Source organism: Micromonospora sp. NPDC005298 (assembly GCF_040607375.1).
In the GTDB taxonomy this organism is placed as follows: Bacteria; Actinomycetota; Actinomycetes; order Mycobacteriales; family Micromonosporaceae; genus Micromonospora.
In genome coordinates this window covers 171,398-187,720 of the sequence record NZ_JBEXGP010000006.1, presented here as the reverse complement: position 1 = coordinate 187,720, position 16,323 = coordinate 171,398, and the positions used below count along the sequence as shown (strand labels likewise).

The window sequence follows — 16,323 nt, the reverse complement described above, 5'->3', positions numbered from 1 at the left end:
GATGACATCGACGCTACGGCCCCCGCCACCGGCCGCGCCCCGGGCGGCGGCGGAGTCGCACCGCCCCGCGCCGCGTCCGCGGCGGCGCCGCAGCTTGCGTCAGGCGCTTCGGCGGGACTGGCAGCTCTACTCGCTCGCCGTCCTGCCGCTGCTGTTCTTCCTGATCTTCCGATACCTGCCGATGGTCGGGAACGTCATCGCGTTCCGGCGCTTCAAGCCCGGCGGCAGCATCTTCGGTGAGTACTGGGTGGGCCTGCGCTATTTCCGGATGTTCCTCACCGACCCGACGTTCTGGGAGGTCTTCACCAACACGCTGGTGCTCGGGGCGCTGACGCTGCTGTTCTGCTTCCCGCTGCCGATCGTGCTGGCGCTGCTGCTCAACGAGGTGCGCGCCCGCCGGTTCAAGCGGTTCGTGCAGTCGGTGTCGTACCTGCCGCACTTCCTGTCGATCGTCATCGTGGCGGCGATGGTCATGCAGCTGACCTCGATCGACGGCGCGGCCAACCAACTGGTGCGGATGGTCGGGGGAGACCCGGTGGCGTTCCTGCAACAGCCGCAGTGGTTCCGCACCATCTACGTCTCGTCGGAGGTCTGGCAGACCGTCGGCTGGGGCACGATCCTCTACCTCGCCGCGCTCACCACGATCGACGAGGACCTCTACGAGGCGGCCCGGATCGACGGCGCCAGCCGGCTGCGGCAGACCTGGCACGTCACGCTGCCGGGGATCCGGCCGACGATGGTGACGCTGCTGATCCTCAACATCGGCAGTTTCATGGCTGTCGGGTTCGAGAAGGTCCTGCTGCTCTACAACCCGTTGACGTACCCGACCGCCGACGTGGTCTCCACCTACCTGTTCCGGATGGGCTTCCAGTCCAGCAACTTCAGTTACGCGGCGGCCATCGGTCTCTTCGAGGCGGTGATCGGGCTGGTCCTGGTCCTGTCGGCGAACCTCATCTCCCGTCGCACGGTGGGGACGAGCCTGTGGTGATCCTCGGCCGGAAGGCGGACGCCCCGACGACGCGCGGGCCGGTGGACAGCCGCGGTTACCGGATCTTCCGGGTGGTCAACACCATCGTCCTGATCGGCGTCGTGATCGTGACGCTGTTCCCGTTCCTCAACATCGTGGCCCGGTCGCTCAGCGACGAGGCGTACCTCATCGCGGGGAAGGTGAGCCTGGTCCCGCGCGGGTTCAACCTGACCGCCTACAAGCTGGTGATGTCCGACGCGATGTTCTGGACGAACTACCGCAACACGGTGGTGTACACGGTGGTCGCCACGCTCATCTCGATCGTGCTGACCACGTGCTACGCGTACGTGCTGTCCAAGCCGCAGCTCAAGGGCCGTGGCCTCCTCGTCGGGGTCGCGCTGTTCACCATGTTCTTCTCCGGCGGCCTGATCCCCAACTACGTGCTGGTCACCAGCCTGGGAATGAAGAACACCATCTGGGCGGTGGCGATCCCCAACGCGATAAGCGTGTTCAACCTGCTGGTCATGAAGGCGTTCTTCGAGAGCCTGCCGACGGAGTTGGAGGAGGCCGCCGCCGTCGACGGGCTGAACACGTACGGGATCCTGCTGCGCATCGTGCTGCCGCTGTCCAAGGCGATCATCGCGACGATGGTCCTCTTCTACGCGGTCTCCTTCTGGAACTCCTGGTTCAGCGCCTTCCTCTACTTCGACCGGCAGGACCTGCTTCCGGTCACCGTCTACCTCCGCAACCTGATCGTCGGCGCCACCAGCGCCGAGTCGTCAGCCGCCGACGCCGACAAGGTCCAGGCGGGGGCCACGTTCCAGGCCGTGACGGTCGTGCTCACCACCCTGCCCATCCTGGCGGTCTACCCCTTCGTCCAGCGGTACTTCGTCCGCGGCGTGATGCTCGGGGCGGTCAAGGGCTGAGCGGCGCGTCACCTTCCACCCCACCACCGAAAGGACGAGCCATGCTCTTCAAGCCGTGGCGTCGCGTGGCGACAGCCACCGCGGGTCTGCTCGCGCTCACCCTCATCGCCGGCTGTTCCGAGGATCCCGGTGAGTCGACGGACCTCTCGGAGAACAAGGTCGGCGCGATGGCCACCTACGGCGTCGGCGACCAGTTCAAGGCCACCGAGGCGCTGTCCTTCTCCACCCTCTACAACAACCACACGTTCTACCCGCTCAAGCAGGACTGGCTGTTCTGGTCCGAGCTGACCAAGCGGACGAACGTCACGATCCAGCCGGTCGCCGTCCCGTTGAGCGACTACGAGCAGAAGCGCAGCCTGCTGATCGGCGCCGGGGACGCCCCGCTGATCATCCCGAAGACGTACCACCCGCAGGAGAACGCGTTCGTGGCCTCCGGGGCGATCCTGCCGGTGAGCGACTACATCGATCTGATGCCGAATTTCAAGGACAAGATCGCCAAGTGGAACCTCAAGCCGGAGATCGACAACCTGCGGCAGTCCGACGGTAAGTTCTACCTGTTGCCGGGCATGCACGAGAAGCCCACGCAGGACTACACGGTGCTGATGCGGATGGACATCCTCCAGGAGCTCAACCTGGCGGTGCCGAAGACCTGGGACGACCTGTACACCGTGCTCAAGGCCATGAAGGCGAAGTACCCGAACGTCTACCCGTACTCCGACCTGTTCAGCAAGCCCAACCCGACCGGCGCCCTGCTGAACATCCTCGGCTCGGCCCACGGCACCCAGGCGGGTTGGGACTACCAGCACGCCACCTGGGACCCGGCGGCGAAGAAGTTCACCTACACCGGCGCGTCCGAGCAGTACAAGCAGATGGTCACGTACCTGCACAAGCTCGTCGCCGAGGGTCTGCTCGACCCGGAGAGCTTCACCCAGACCGACGACCAGGCCCGCCAGAAGCTCGCCAACGGCAAGTCCTTCGTGGTCACCGGCAACGCGCAGACCCTGGTGAACAACCACCGGCCCGACCTGGCCAAGACCCTGCCGAACGCCAAGATGGCGAAGATCCCGCTGCCGATCGGCCCGGCCGGTGAGATCAATCCGTTCCCGCGCCTGGAGAACGGCATCATGATCTCCACGAAGGCCCGGGAGAGCAAGAACTTCGTGGCCATGATGCAGTTCATCGACTGGTTGTGGTATTCCGACGCCGGCCTGGAGTTCGCCCGCTGGGGAGTCGAGGGCACCACCTTCACCAAGGACGCGTCAGGCAAGCGCACGCTCGACCCCGGCATCGACTTCCTGGGGCTCCACCCGAAGGCGCCCAAGCACCTGCAGAAGGACTTCGGGTTCCACAACGGCGTCTTCGCCTACGGCGGCACCCCCGACCTGGTCCGAGGGTTCTTCTCACCCGAGGAGTTGGAGTTCCAGAAGGTGATGGACGCCCGCAAGCCGAGGGAGGTGCCCCCGCCCGCCCCGTTGAGCGACGAGGAGCGCGAACAGGTGTCGCTCTGGGAGACCCCGCTCAAGGACTACGTCACCCAGAACACGCTGAAGTTCGCCCTCGGCCAGCGGCCCCTGAGCGAGTGGGACGCGTACGTGGCCGAGCTGAAGGCGAAGAACTCCGAGCAGTACATCGACATGGTCAACAAGGCGTACGAGCGGTTCCAGAAGAACAACGGCTGACCGGCGGCGTCCGGTCGGGCGTCGCCCGTCGCCCGACCGGACCCCGACGACCAAGAGGACAGCGATGCGCATCACCGTTTCCGACAAGCGCGCCGACGGCCGCACCGACGCCGGGCGGCCCCGTGCCGAACGGCCGCTCGGGGCCGACCCGGGAGGCCGGCCGTGAGCGGCGCGGGGCACGCCTGGCGGCAGTTCGGCGACGGGCCGCTGTCCCGGGCCACCTCCCGGATCTACATCCTGCTCGTGGTCGAGCTGCTGCTCCTGCTCACCACCCTGCCCGGCCTGCTCCCACTGCTCCTGCTCGACCGTGACGCCAGCAACCTGCCGCTGGTGGCGCTGTTTCTGGTGCCGGTCGGCCCGGCGGTCGCCGCCGCCCTGTACGCGCTGCGCCACCAGCGCCCCGACCTGACCGACCTGCGCCCCGCCGCCGCGTTCTGGCGCGGGTACCAGGCCAACCTGGCCGGCGTCCTGCGCGTCTGGGTGCCGACGCTGCTGTGGCTGACCGTGCTCGCCGTGAACCTCGCCCACCGTGGCGCGGTGGGCCTTCCCGGCTGGTGGGCCGTGCCGCTGGTCCTGATCGCGGTGGGCGTGGCGCTCTGCGCTGCCAACGCCCTGCTGATCACCGCGCTGTTCGACTTCCGCACCCGCGACGTGCTCCGTCTGGCCGTGCACTTCCTCGTCCGTACCCCCGGTGTCACCGTCGGCAACGCCCTGCTGCTGGCCGCGGCGGCCGGGATCACGGCGGTGTTCTCCGAGGCGGTGCTGGCGATGCTCGCCTCGGTGACGGTCCTGGCGTTCCTGCGCGTCGGCGACCCGATGCTCCACCTGATCCGCGAGGAGTTCACCGCATGAGCCTGCCCGTCACCGCCGACGTGCCCCCCGGGGGCGACCACGACCCCGGGGCCGGGCCGCACCCGGCGTACCGCGTCGTCGTGCGGGAGGACGGGTGAACGCCGACAGGTCCGTCGATGTGGAGCACCCGGTGTTCGTCGGGGAGCCGACGCAGACCCACGAGCCGCGCGTGCACGCCGCCTGGCTGCCCCCGGAGGCGTTCCGGTCGCTCGGTGCGCGCCGCGTCCTCGTACACGGTGAGGGGTTGCTCGTCGACACCGTCCTCGACGAGGTCTCGCGTGCCTGCGCGCGCTACGGCGGACGGGTGTGGCATTCCCCGTCGTGGAACGTCGACGTCGACCTGGTGCTCGCCCTGCGGGCCGCCGGCGAGTTGCCCAACCCGGCCGTGGAGGCCGCGCGGTCGGCGGGGGAGGCGGCGCTCGGCGACGGCGAACCGCTCGGCGACGAGGGGTTCCTGCTGGCCCGCGACGGCGACGTGACGGTCGTGCTGGCCGACGCGCCCGGCGGCCTGCTGTACGGGCTGTTCCACGTGGTCCGGCTCTGCGCGGCGGCCTTCGACCCGACCCGCCCACCCGAGCGACACCGGCCGGCGTCGCGCCGGCGCATGCTGAACCACTGGGACAACGTGGCCGTGCACCCGGTGATGGGCCAGGTCGAACGGGGGTACGCGGGCGGCTCCATCTTCTGGCGCGACGGCTGTGCGCGCGGCGACCTGGCCCGGGTGCGCGCGTACGGGCGGCTGCTGGCGGCCAGCGGCGTCAACGCGATCTCGGTGAACAACGTCAACGTCGCGCGCACGGAGGCGCTGCTGCTCACCGACCGGCTCGGCGACGTGGCCGACATCGCCGACGTGCTGCGCCCGTACGGAATCCGGGTGCACCTGTCGGTCAGCTTCGCCGCGCCGGTGCTCCTCGGCGGACTGCCGACCGCCGACCCCCACGACGAGGCCGTCCGCGACTGGTGGGCCGCCGCCACCCGCCGGGTGTACGACCGCATCGGGGACTTCGGCGGCTACCTGGTGAAGGCCGACTCGGAGGGGCAGCCCGGCCCGTTCACGTACGGGCGTGACCACGCCGACGGGGCGAACCTGCTCGCCGAGGCCCTCGCCCCGCACGGGGGAGTGGTGCACTGGCGGGCGTTCGTCTACGACCACCACCAGGACTGGCGGGACCGGTCCACCGACCGGGCGCGGGCCGCGTACGACCATTTCACACCGCTGGACGGGAAATTCCGCACCAACGTCGTCCTACAGGTGAAGTACGGCCCGGTGGACTTCCAGACGCGCGAACCGGTCTCACCGGTCCTCGCCGCGATGCCGGCGACCCGGGTGGCGCTTGAGGTGCAGGTGACCCAGGAGTACACGGGCCAGCAGCGGCACATCTGCCACCTGGGCCCCTGGTGGGGCGAGGTCCTGCGGTTCGCCCCCTGGGGTCCGGGCGGGCGGACGATCGCCGAGATGGCCGTCGGGGAGGCGGGGTCCGGTGGTGGCCTGGTCGCCGTCGCCAACACCGGCGACGACCCGTTCTGGACCGGACACCCGTTGGCGCAGGCCAACCTGTACACCTTCGGGCGGCTCGCCTGGGACCCACGGCTCGACCCGACGGCCGTTCTCGACGAGTGGATGACGCTGACCTTCCCGCCGTCGGCGACCGCCGAACCGGAACTGGTCCGGCGAACCCTGCACGAGATCATGGACGACTCGTGGCGGACCTACGAGCGGTACACCGCCCCGCTGGGCGTCGGCTTCATGGTCCACCCCGGCGACCACTACGGCCCCGACGTCGACGGGTACGAGTACTCCCGGTGGGGCACCTACCACTTCGCCGACCGGGACGGCGTCGGCGTGGACCGCAGTCGCGCGTCCGGCACCGGCTTCGCCGGGCAGTACCCGCCGTACTGGGCGCAGGTGTACGAGTCGCCCCGGACGTGCCCCGATGAGTTGCTGCTCTTCTTTCACCACGTCCCGTACTCGCACGTCCTGCACAACGGCTCGACGGTCATCCAGCACATCTACGACACCCACTTCGCGGGCGTCGAGGAGACCGAGACGATGCGGCGCCGCTGGCGCACGCTCAACGGGATGATCGACCCGACGGTGTACGAGCGGGTGGCCGAGCGTCTCGACGAACAGGTGCGCTGCGCCACCGAGTGGCGCGACCAGGTCAACACGTACTTCTTCCGCAAGTCGGGTGTGCCGGACGCGCGGGGGCGGCGCATCTACTGATCCGCCGGTCACCAGGGGTGGACGGTGCCGTCCTCCAACCTGTTCACCGGGAGGTACGCCGGCGCGTACGGATACCGTGCCGCCGCCTCCTCGTCGATGTCCACGCCGAGACCGGGGGCCTCGGCGGGATGAAGGTAGCCGTCGGCGTAGTGGTAGCCGTGCGGAAACACCTCGTCGGTCTGCGCGGTGTGCCGCATGTACTCCTGGAGCCCGAAGTTGGGGATCGAGATGTCCAGTTGCAGCGCCGCGGCCATGCAGACGGGGGAGAGGTCGGTGGCCCCGTGCGACCCGCTGCGGACGTGGTGCAGCGCCGCGAGGTCGAAGATCCGGCGCAGGTGGGTGATGCCGCCGGCGTGCACCACTGTCGCCCGGATGTAGTCGATGAGCTGTTCCCGGATGAGCTGCGCGGCGTCGAAGATGCTGTTGAAGACCTCGCCGACGGCGACCGGGGTGGTGGTGTGCTGCCGGATCAACCGGAAGCCCTCCTGGAGGTCGGCGGGGACCGGATCCTCCATCCAGGTGAGCGCGTACGGCTCCAGGCTGCGGCCGAGCCGGGCCGCCTCGATCGGCGTGAGCCGGTGGTGCACGTCGTGCAGCAGCCGCAGGGTGGGGCCGAACTCGTCGCGGACCCGGGCGAACACGCTCGGCACGTGCGACAGGTAGCGCTGCGTCGACCAGGTGGCCTCGCTGGGCAGCGCCGCGTCGGCCGGCTCGTAGAAGAGCTTGTCGGCGCTGACCCCGTACGTCTTCGGCAGGCCCGGCACCCCGCACTGCACCCGTACGGCCCGGTAGCCGAGGTCGACGTAGCGGGCGACCTCCACCAGCACCTCCTCGACGGTCTCGCCGTTGGCGTGGCCGTACACGGTGACTCCCTCGCGGGAACGGCCGCCGAGTAGCTGGTACACGGGTAGGCCGGCGACCTTGCCCTTGATGTCCCACAGGGCGGTGTCCACGGCGGCTATCGCGCTCATCGTGACCGGCCCGCGCCGCCAGTACGCCCCCTGGTACAGGTACTGCCAGGTGTCCTCGATGCGGGCCGGGTCCCGGCCGATCAGCAGCGGCGCCACGTGGTCGCGCAGGTACGACGCGACGGCCAGTTCCCGGCCGTTGAGGGTGGCGTCCCCGACGCCGGTGACGCCCTCGTCCGTGACGATCTTGAGGGTGACGAAGTTGCGGCCCGGACAGGTCACGATGACCCGGGCGTCGACGATCTTCACTCGATCTCCTTCGAGCCCTCGGGTCCCGTGTGGACGGGCGCAGGGGGGTGCCGCGAGGGATGGGGCGAGCCCGACACGTTTCGAGAACGCATCGATGATAGCCCGCCCATCGATGTCCGGTCAGGGCTCCTCGTGGGCAGCTCGCGCCCTGTCCCGCCTTCCGAAAGGATTCCGGAAGTCTTGACAATCGAACGCGCTCGATTGAAGCTGACGTGGTCACGCGAGCCGCGGTCAGGGTCGGGCGAAGGGCAGTCCTCGACTTACCCCCCTTCCATGCGCCAATTCCCCCGAGGGATCGCGAACGATGACACTCAAGACAAGGCTGTTCGGCGCCGTCCTGGCGGTCCTCACGCTGGCCGCCGCCGCGCTGACGTTCGCCGCGCCGGCATCGGCGGCGACGCTGACACAGGTGACCGGCTTCGGCACCAACCCCACGAACCTCCAGATGCACCTGTACGTCCCGGACCGGGTGGCCACCCGGCCGGCCGTCCTGCTCGCCCTGCACTACTGCACCGGGTCGGGCCCGGCGTTCCACTCCGGCACCCAGTACGCGTCCCTCGCCGACCGGTACGGATTCATCGTGATCTACCCGTCGGTGACCCGCAGCAGCAAGTGCTGGGACGTCGCCTCACCGCAGGCCCTGCGCCGAGGTGGGGGCAGCGACCCGGTCGGTCTCATGTCGATGGTCGACTACGTGAAGCAGCGGTACTCCGCCGACCCGGCCCGGATCTTCGCCACCGGCACCTCGTCCGGGGCGATGATGACGAACGTCATGCTCGGCGACTACCCGGACGTGTTCGCGGCGGGCGCGTCCTTCGCCGGAGTGCCCTTCGGCTGCTTCGCCACCGGTGGCAGCTCCGAATGGAACAGCGAGTGCGCCAACGGGCAGCTCATCAAGACCGCACAGCAGTGGGGTGACCTGGTCCGCGGGGCGTACCCGGGTTACACCGGCCCGCGGCCGCGCATGCAGATCTGGCACGGCACCAACGACGAGACACTGCGCTACCCGAACTTCGGCGAGCAGGTCAAGCAGTGGACCAACGTGCACGGGTTGAGCCAGACCCCGACGTACACCGACTCGCCGCAGTCCGGCTACACCCGCACCCGGTACGGCAGCAGCGGCCCGATGGCGCCGGTCGAGGCGATCAGCATGCAGGGCGTCACGCACAACCTGCCGGTCGACGCGGCGCAGGTGATCCGCTTCTTCGGGCTGGACGGCACCACGCCCCCGCCGACCACCCCGCCGCCGACGACGCCGCCCCCCACGACCCCGCCGCCGACCACCCCGCCCCCGACGACGCCGCCCCCCACCACTCCGCCGCCCACCACCGGCGCCTGCCGGGTCGGCTACACCGTGAACGCCTGGAACAACGGCCTCACCGCGAGCGTGACCATCACCAACACCGGTACCGCCGCCGTGAACGGGTGGTCGCTGACCTTCACCCTGCCCAGTGGGCAGCGCATCACCAGCGGCTGGAACGCGCAGTACTCCCCGACCAGCGGTGCGGTGACCGCCCGCAACGTCTCCTACAACGCCACCATCGCCCCGAACACGTCTGTCGACATCGGTTTCCAGGCCACCCACGAGGGCGGCATCGGCAGGCCCTCGTCGTTCGCCCTGAACGGTGCCACGTGCTCGGTCGCCTGACCTCCTCTCCACACCACCATCACGAAGGAGCCACACGATGAGAAACGCGAGATGGAGAGCGGCGACGAGAGCCGCCATCGCGCTGACCGGGGCCGGCGCCCTCGCCGCCGGGATGGCGCTGGTGCTGACGGCGCCCGCCTCCGCCGGCACCACGCTCGGCGCGTCGGCCGCCGAGAAGGGCCGGTACTTCGGTACGGCGGTGGCGGCGTTCAAGCTGTCGGACAGCGCGTACACCACGATCCTGAACCGCGAGTTCAACATGGTGACGCCCGAGAACGAGATGAAGATCGACGCGACGGAGCCGCAGCAGGGCCGGTTCAGCTACAGCTCGGCCGAGCAGATCGTCAACCACGCCCGCAGTCGCGGGATGCAGGTACGCGGTCACACCCTGGCCTGGCACCAGCAGCAGCCCAGTTGGATGCAGGGCATGAGCGGCAGCGCGCTGCGACAGGCGATGCTCAACCACGTCACCCAGGTGGCGACGCACTTCCGGGGCCAGATCTACGCCTGGGACGTGGTGAACGAGGCGTTCGAGGACGGCAACTCGGGCGCTCGTCGTGACTCGAACCTGCAGCGCACCGGCAACGACTGGATCGAGGCGGCGTTCCGTGCCGCACGGGCGGCGGACCCGGGCGCGAAGCTCTGCTACAACGACTACAACACCGACAACTGGACCTGGGCCAAGACCCAGGCCGTCTACAACATGGTGCGGGACTTCAAGTCCCGTGGCGTCCCGATCGACTGCGTCGGGTTCCAGTCGCACTTCAACAACGAGTCGCCGTACGCGAGCAACTACCGCACCACGCTGTCCAGCTTCGCGGCGCTCGGCGTGGACGTGCAGATCACCGAGCTGGACATCCAGGGCGCCTCGGCGTCCACGTACCGCAGCGTGGTGGAGGACTGCCTGGCGGTGGCCCGCTGCAACGGCATCACGGTGTGGGGGATCCGGGACAGCGACTCGTGGCGGTCCTCGCAGACCCCTCTGCTGTTCACCAGCAGCGGCGCCAAGAAGCCGGCGTACGACGCGGTGCTCACCGCGTTGAACAACGGCACCACCCCGCCGACCACCGAACCGCCCACGACCCCGCCGCCCACCGACCCGCCCACCGACCCGCCGACGACCCCGCCCCCGGGGCCGGGTGGCTGCACCGCGGCGGTGACGGTGAACCAGTGGACCGGCGGTTTCGTGGCGAACGTCCGGGTGACGGCCGGCTCGTCGGCCCTCAACGGCTGGACGGTGACGATCACCCTGCCGTCGGGCGCGACTGTCACCAACGCCTGGAGCGCCGACCGCAGCGGCAACACCGGCACGACGAACTTCCGGAACGTGGCCTACAACGGCCAGGTCGGCGCCGGACAGTCCACCGAGTTCGGCTTCCAGGCCAACGGCACCGCGGGCACGCTGACCCCGACCTGCGCGGCGGGCTGACGTGAGCACCGGCCGGTGTGGAGGGTGCCCGGAACCTCCGCACCGGCCGGCCCGCGCGGGGTCGGTCGGGGCGCGACCCTAGCCGACGAGGCGACGTTCCCAGGCCCAGGCGGCGATCTCGACCCGGTTGCGGGCCGGGAGCTTCGTCTGCACGCTCGCCAGGTGGGTCTTGACGGTGCCGACCGCGATGAAGAGCCGGGCGGCGATCTCGGCGTTGGTCAGGCCCCGGGCCACGAGCTTGACGACGTCGAGCTCCCGTGGCGACAGGCCGCCGTCGTCGTACCTCGGAGCGGGTGAGCTGAGGTGCTCCAGCAGCCGTACGGTGATGGACGGGCTGATCAGCGCGTCGCCCGACACGGCCGCGCGGACCGCCTCCACCAGGAGCGCCGGCCCGGAGTCCTTCAGCAGGAAACCGCAGGCGCCGTTGGACAGCGCCGTGTGCACGTACTCGTCGAGGTCGAAGGTCGTCACCACGACGACCCGGATCGGGTCGGTGACACCCGGCCCGGCGAGCAGCCGCAGCGCCTCGAGGCCGTCGAGGCGGGGCATCCGGATGTCCAGCAGCACGACGTCCGGTCGCAGCCGCCGGGCCAACTCGACGGCGGCGACGCCGTCGGCCGCCTCGCCGACCACCGCCATGTCCGGCTGCGCACCGATGATCATGCTGAAGCCGGTACGGACCATCGCCTGGTCGTCGGCGATCAACACCCGGATCACCGGACCACCGCCGAACGCAGCGGGAAAGCGGCATCGAGCACCCAGCCGCCGGCGACGCCGGGCCCGGCGGTGATCGTGCCGCCGAGGGCGCGTACCCGCTCGGCGAGGCCGACCAGGCCGAAGCCGTGCCCCCGAGCCGGCGCGGTGCGTGGCGACGCGCCGTCGTCGGCGACCCGGACCAGCAGCCAGTCCGGGGTACGACGCACCGACACATACACCGCCCGCGCGTCGGGGGCGTGCTGACGGGCATTGGTCAGCCCCTCCATCACCACCCGGTACGCCGACGTCGACACCTCGACCGGTAGCCCGTCCAGGTCGCCGTCGACGTGCAGCCGTGCCGGCGCGTTCGCCGTCCCGTTGAACCCCGCCAGCAGCGGCACCAGGTCGGTCACGCCGGCCAGCGGGGCCAGCGGCGCGTCCGGCGGAGCATCGGGGTTACGCAGGATCCCGACCATCCGCCGCATCGAGGCCATAGTCTCGGCTCCGGCCCGCTCGATCTGCTCCAGCGCGACGATGACCCGACGTGGGTCCTGCTCGGCGACGAACCGGGCACCCTGCGCCTGCACCACGATGCCCGTCACGTGGTGGGCGATGAAGTCGTGCAGGTCACGGGCGAACTCCGCGCGCTGCTCGGCTCGGACCAGCGCGATCGCCCGCTCCCGACCGGCGGCGATGACGCGCAGGTAGAGCCCCACCCCGGCGGCACCCGCAGCGGCGAGCACCTGGAGCAGACCGAAGATCACCAGCTGGTTGTCGGTGCCGACGCGCAGCGGCATCGCCGCGACGGCGAGCCCGGCGGCGACCGCGGCCGCCAGAGCGGGCCGGGGCGCGCCCCAGCGCGTCACCACGAACACCACCCCGATCAGCCCGGCCGACTCGGCCAGCCCCCAGGTGCGGGCGGGCAGCATGCCGTCGGAGAGGAACACCATCGCCACGGTCACGGCCAGTGAGGCGGTGGCGAGTGCCAGCGCGGCCAGCGGCAGCCGGCGGGAACCCAGCCGGTGCACCGGCAGCCAGATCGGCACCGTCGCCACCGCCAGCCCCATCGGCACCGGCAGGAACAGCAGAGTTGTGACTCTGGGGATGTCCTGCGTGCTGGACGCGAAGTCGAAGAGGGCGAGCAGGCCAAAGGCCACCAGGCCGGCGGCCTGGGCCAGGCGTACCCACCATCGTCGAAGATCCAGCGCGCTCATGATGACCCAGCGTAGCCAGCCGCGTGTCGACGGCAGATCAGCCGAAAGGCAGACCCGACGTCGGCGATACCCGGCCCCGGGCCGATGCGCCAACCCTCCGGCCACGGCGACGCTTCCCGGGTCACATCGCAGCCCCTGGAGGAACAATGACAACCCACGCCCCGCCGCAGACCGGTCACGCGGCGGTCGCCGCCGTCGACCTGGTGAAGGTGTACGGCAGCGGCGACACCGCGGTCCGTGCGCTGGACGGGGTCTCGGTCGGCTTCGGCCGGGCCGAGTTCACCGCGATCATGGGGTCGTCCGGGTCCGGCAAGTCGACGCTCATGCACTGCCTCGCCGGCCTGGACACGGCGACCTCCGGCCGCGTCCTGCTCGGCGGCTCGGAGCTCACCGGTCAGTCCGACCGGACGCTGACCCGGGTACGCCGCGACCGGATCGGTTTCGTCTTCCAGTCGTTCAACCTGCTGCCGCAGCTCACCGCGGCGCAGAACATCACCCTGCCGCTGGACCTCGCCGGCCGGGCGCCCGACCGGCAGCTCCTGGAGCACCTGGTACGGGTACTCGGCCTCGGCGACCGGCTGGGACACCGACCCAGCGAACTGTCCGGCGGCCAGCAGCAGCGGGTGGCGCTCGCGCGGGCACTGGTGTCACGACCCGAGGTGGTCTTCGCCGACGAGCCGACCGGCAACCTCGACTCCCGCTCCGGGGCGGAGGTGCTCACCGTCCTGCGGAACTCGGTACGCGACCTCGGCCAGACCGTCGTCATGGTCACCCACGACCCGATCGCCGCCGCGTACGCCGACCGGGTCGTGCTGCTCGCCGACGGGCGGGTCGCCGGCGAGATCGACAGACCGGACCAGGGCTCCGTGACCGACGCGCTGCGTGATCTGGCGGCGGCGGCATGAGGGCGACCGTGCTGCGTACCCAGGTGAGCGCCGTCGCTCGCCGCCCCGGCCGACTCGTCCTGACCGGCCTGGCCATCCTGGTCGCCGCGTTCGTCGTCTTCGGCACCGTGCTGGTACAGGAGATCACCGAACGGACCGTGCGGGACAACCTCAGCGGCACCCCGGCCGCCACCGACCTCGTGATCGGTGACCCCGAACAGCCGCCACCCAGCACCATGGAGCTCCAGCGGGTCCGGGACGTACCCGGCGTGACCGAGGCGGTGGGCCGGACGACGATCGGGGTCTCCCTCGGCGAGGGGTACCTCAACCTGCACGCCGACCCCGGCTCCGGCCCGCTGGGCACCGCCCGTCTGATCCAGGGCAGCTACCCGGAGCAGCCGGGCGAGATAGCCATCACCCCGCGTACCGCCGAGCGGCTCGGGCTCGCGGTCGGCGCCTCGACCAGCGGTACCGGCGGCGAGCTCACCACGCCCACCCGGCTCACCGTCACCGGCATGGTCGACACCCCGGACGACGCCGGCTACGACGCGTACGCACCGGACCGCCTCGTGACCGCCTGGGCGCGCCTGAGCACCGTGCAGCGCATCGACGTGCGGGTGGCGTCCGGCGAGTCCGCGGAGTCCGTCCGTCGACTGGTGACCGCGGTCGTCGGGTCCGGGCAGCCGGTCCGCTCCGGCGCCGAGGTGCGCCAGGCCGAGGCCAACGCGGCCGCCGAGCAGGTCGGCAGGCTCTTCGTCCTGGTCGGCGTGTTCGTCTCGATCGCGGTCATCGCCGCGGCGCTGGTGGTCACCTCGACCTTCCGCATCGTCTTCGCCCAGCGGATGCGGCAGCTCGCGCTGCTGCGCGCGGTCGGCGCGGGCCGCGCGACACTGGTGGGCGCGTTGACCGCCGAGGGAGCCCTGACCGGGCTGGTCGCCGGCGTCGCCGGTGTCGCCGGGGCACTCGCACTCGGGTACGCCCTGCCGGCCGTGCTGCGCGCCTCCGGCATGGCCGTCTCGTCACCCGGCCTGCCGCTGGCGGCGGCGGTCGCGGTGGTGCTCGGTGCCGTCGTGATCACCGTCCTGGCGGTGCTCGCGCCGGCGCTGTCCGCCTCCCGGGTCGCCCCGCTCGAGGCGCTGCGCACGGCGAGCACCGCCGCCGGCCAGCGCGGCGTCGGTGCGGTCCGCCTCGTCGCCGGGCTGCTGCTGGCCGTGGGTGCGGTCGTCGCCGCCGTCGGCACGTGGCACCGGTTGCCGACACCCGACCAGGAGTCGTACGACCCGACGATGCCCCTGCTCCTGCTGGTCGGGTCCGGCTCGCTGGCGTTCTTCGCGCTGGTGGCGCTCGGTCCGCTGCTGGTGCGGCCGGTGCTGGCCGTGGTGGGCTGGCCGCTGCGTCAGCTCGGCCCACACGGCCGGCTGGCGGTCGGCGGGATCGGCGGAACGCCACGCCGTGCCGCCGCGGTCTCCGTGGTGGTCGCGCTCGGGGTGACCCTGATCTCCGGGGTGGTCATCGGCGGCGCGTCGATGGGGATGCTCGCCGACCGGGAGATGGCGCTCTCCGCGCCGACCGACTTCGAGGTCACCACCAACGACGGGTCGCTCCCGGCCGCCGTCGTGACCCGTGCCGAGACCGCACGCGGGGCGCTCGCCCGGGTGGTGCCGTACCGACGGGTCGACGAGGTCACGCTGACCCGCGGTGCCAGCCGCCTCGGCGACGACACGTCCGGTTACCCGACGAGTGACCTGGACGTGGCCGCGTTGCCGACGACGCGGAGCCTGGACGTGGCGCAGGGTTCCCTGGCCGACCGTGGACCGGGTCGCGTCGTCCTCGGCAGCTGGGTCGCCCGCGACACCGGACTGCGCGCCGGCGACACCGCCACGCTCGCCCTCGGCACCAGGAGCGTCGAGGTACGCGTCGGCGCGGTCCTGCCCGACCACGGCCCGCTGCACGCCGGCATCCTGGCCGACCGGGGTGACCTCGACCGGCTGGGCGTGCCCACCGCGTACACCGGTCTGCTCGCCGACGCGGCGGCCACCGGCGAGGACGGCCGCACGGCCGGGGTGCGGGCGCTGCGGCAGGCCATCGGCGGCAGCGAGGGGGTGGGGTTGACGGTCCTCGCCGACGAGCGGGACCGCCACGACGCGGTGCTGAGCACGCTGGTCTGGATCGCTGTCGGCCTGGTCGGCCTCACCGTGCTGATCGCCGTCGTCGGCGTGGGGTCCACCACCGCGCTGTCCGTCGTGGAGCGCACCCGCGAGTCGGGTCTGCTCCGCGCGGTCGGCCTGTCCCGGGCCGGGCTGCGCACCATGCTGACCGCCGAATCCGGCCTCTACGGGGTGATCGGTGCGACCATCGGTCTGCTCCTGGGCGTTCCGTACGCGTGGCTGGCGGTGCGGACGCTCGGGATCAACGCGCCCCTGACCGTGCCGGTGACGCCGCTGGTCGGGCTGTTCGTGGTGCTGGTGGCGTTGACCGCGCTGGCCGGGGTGCTGCCGGCGCGGCGGGCGGCGCGGGTCAGCCCGGTGGTGGCGCTCGGCCTGGACGGCTGAACACGACAGTGGGCCGACGCGGCGGCGTCGGCCCA

General features: G+C 71.1%; 12 protein-coding genes. 9 read left to right on the top strand and 3 right to left on the bottom strand.

The features are described 5' to 3' along the window. The first annotated feature begins 1 nt into the window (after window position 1). The 5 genes from ABZS77_RS14070 to ABZS77_RS14050 all read left to right on the top strand — a co-directional run bounded on the left by ABZS77_RS14070 (window position 2) and on the right by ABZS77_RS14050 (window position 6,648). Window positions 2-988 carry an ABC transporter permease subunit gene (locus tag ABZS77_RS14070; RefSeq protein WP_354822367.1) on the top strand — a complete coding sequence of 329 codons (987 nt, stop codon included), beginning with the start codon at window positions 2-4 and terminating at the stop codon, window positions 986-988. Beyond that, window positions 985-1,893 (top strand): carbohydrate ABC transporter permease, encoded by a 909-nt coding sequence (locus tag ABZS77_RS14065; protein WP_354822365.1) that lies wholly within the window; start codon window positions 985-987, stop codon window positions 1,891-1,893. The genes ABZS77_RS14070 and ABZS77_RS14065 overlap by 4 nt, the downstream gene beginning before the upstream one ends. Window positions 1,894-1,934: 41 nt before the next feature. Further along, window positions 1,935-3,572 (top strand): extracellular solute-binding protein, encoded by a 1,638-nt coding sequence (locus tag ABZS77_RS14060; protein WP_354822363.1) that lies wholly within the window; start codon window positions 1,935-1,937, stop codon window positions 3,570-3,572. A gap of 162 nt (window positions 3,573-3,734) precedes the next feature. Continuing rightward, entirely contained in the window at window positions 3,735-4,424 is a 690-nt protein-coding gene (locus tag ABZS77_RS14055; RefSeq protein WP_354822361.1) for a DUF624 domain-containing protein, read from the top strand. Window positions 4,425-4,518: 94 nt separating this feature from the next. Continuing rightward, window positions 4,519-6,648, top strand: coding sequence for an alpha-glucuronidase (locus ABZS77_RS14050; RefSeq protein WP_354822359.1), 2,130 nt, complete (start codon window positions 4,519-4,521; stop codon window positions 6,646-6,648). Between the two features lie 8 nt (window positions 6,649-6,656). Here ABZS77_RS14050 and manD read toward each other — a convergent pair whose 3' ends face one another. Next, complete coding sequence (manD, locus tag ABZS77_RS14045; RefSeq protein ID WP_354822357.1) at window positions 6,657-7,865, bottom strand: D-mannonate dehydratase ManD; 1,209 nt, start codon at window positions 7,863-7,865, stop codon at window positions 6,657-6,659. Window positions 7,866-8,169: 304 nt separating this feature from the next. Here manD and ABZS77_RS14040 point away from each other — a divergent pair, with 304 nt between their 5' ends. Both ABZS77_RS14040 and ABZS77_RS14035 read left to right on the top strand, forming a co-directional pair. Then, window positions 8,170-9,513 (top strand): PHB depolymerase family esterase, encoded by a 1,344-nt coding sequence (locus ABZS77_RS14040; protein WP_354822355.1) that lies wholly within the window; start codon window positions 8,170-8,172, stop codon window positions 9,511-9,513. A 37-nt stretch (window positions 9,514-9,550) separates the two neighbouring features. Next, on the top strand, window positions 9,551-10,942 hold the full coding sequence (locus tag ABZS77_RS14035; RefSeq protein WP_354822353.1) for an endo-1,4-beta-xylanase: 1,392 nt from the start codon (window positions 9,551-9,553) through the stop codon (window positions 10,940-10,942). 78 nt (window positions 10,943-11,020) lie between these two features. Here the strand turns inward: ABZS77_RS14035 and ABZS77_RS14030 are convergent, their stop codons facing one another. Both ABZS77_RS14030 and ABZS77_RS14025 read right to left on the bottom strand, forming a co-directional pair. Continuing rightward, window positions 11,021-11,659 carry a response regulator transcription factor gene (locus ABZS77_RS14030; RefSeq protein WP_354822351.1) on the bottom strand — a complete coding sequence of 213 codons (639 nt, stop codon included), beginning with the start codon at window positions 11,657-11,659 and terminating at the stop codon, window positions 11,021-11,023. Further along, on the bottom strand, window positions 11,656-12,852 hold the full coding sequence (locus tag ABZS77_RS14025; RefSeq protein ID WP_354822349.1) for a histidine kinase: 1,197 nt from the start codon (window positions 12,850-12,852) through the stop codon (window positions 11,656-11,658). Before ABZS77_RS14025 ends, ABZS77_RS14030 begins: the two co-directional genes overlap by 4 nt. 146 nt (window positions 12,853-12,998) lie before the next feature. Here ABZS77_RS14025 and ABZS77_RS14020 point away from each other — a divergent pair, with 146 nt between their 5' ends. Next, window positions 12,999-13,757 carry an ABC transporter ATP-binding protein gene (locus ABZS77_RS14020; protein WP_354822347.1) on the top strand — a complete coding sequence of 253 codons (759 nt, stop codon included), beginning with the start codon at window positions 12,999-13,001 and terminating at the stop codon, window positions 13,755-13,757. Further along, window positions 13,754-16,288, top strand: a complete 2,535-nt coding sequence (locus tag ABZS77_RS14015; RefSeq protein WP_354822345.1) for an ABC transporter permease — start codon at window positions 13,754-13,756, stop codon at window positions 16,286-16,288. The genes ABZS77_RS14020 and ABZS77_RS14015 overlap by 4 nt, the downstream gene beginning before the upstream one ends. The last annotated feature ends 35 nt before the right edge of the window (window positions 16,289-16,323 follow it).

Bases quoted from the DNA above. Each gene is read 5' to 3' on its own strand.
- ABZS77_RS14020 (WP_354822347.1), top strand. From the start codon at position 12,999: ATGACAACCCACGCCCCGCCGCAGACCGGTCACGCGGCGGTCGCCGCC.
- ABZS77_RS14040 (WP_354822355.1), top strand. From the start codon at position 8,170: ATGACACTCAAGACAAGGCTGTTCGGCGCCGTCCTGGCGGTCCTCACG.
- ABZS77_RS14060 (WP_354822363.1), top strand. From the start codon at position 1,935: ATGCTCTTCAAGCCGTGGCGTCGCGTGGCGACAGCCACCGCGGGTCTG.
- ABZS77_RS14025 (WP_354822349.1), bottom strand. From the start codon at position 12,852: ATGAGCGCGCTGGATCTTCGACGATGGTGGGTACGCCTGGCCCAGGCC.
- ABZS77_RS14070 (WP_354822367.1), top strand. From the start codon at position 2: ATGACATCGACGCTACGGCCCCCGCCACCGGCCGCGCCCCGGGCGGCG.
- ABZS77_RS14035 (WP_354822353.1), top strand. From the start codon at position 9,551: ATGAGAAACGCGAGATGGAGAGCGGCGACGAGAGCCGCCATCGCGCTG.
- ABZS77_RS14015 (WP_354822345.1), top strand. From the start codon at position 13,754: ATGAGGGCGACCGTGCTGCGTACCCAGGTGAGCGCCGTCGCTCGCCGC.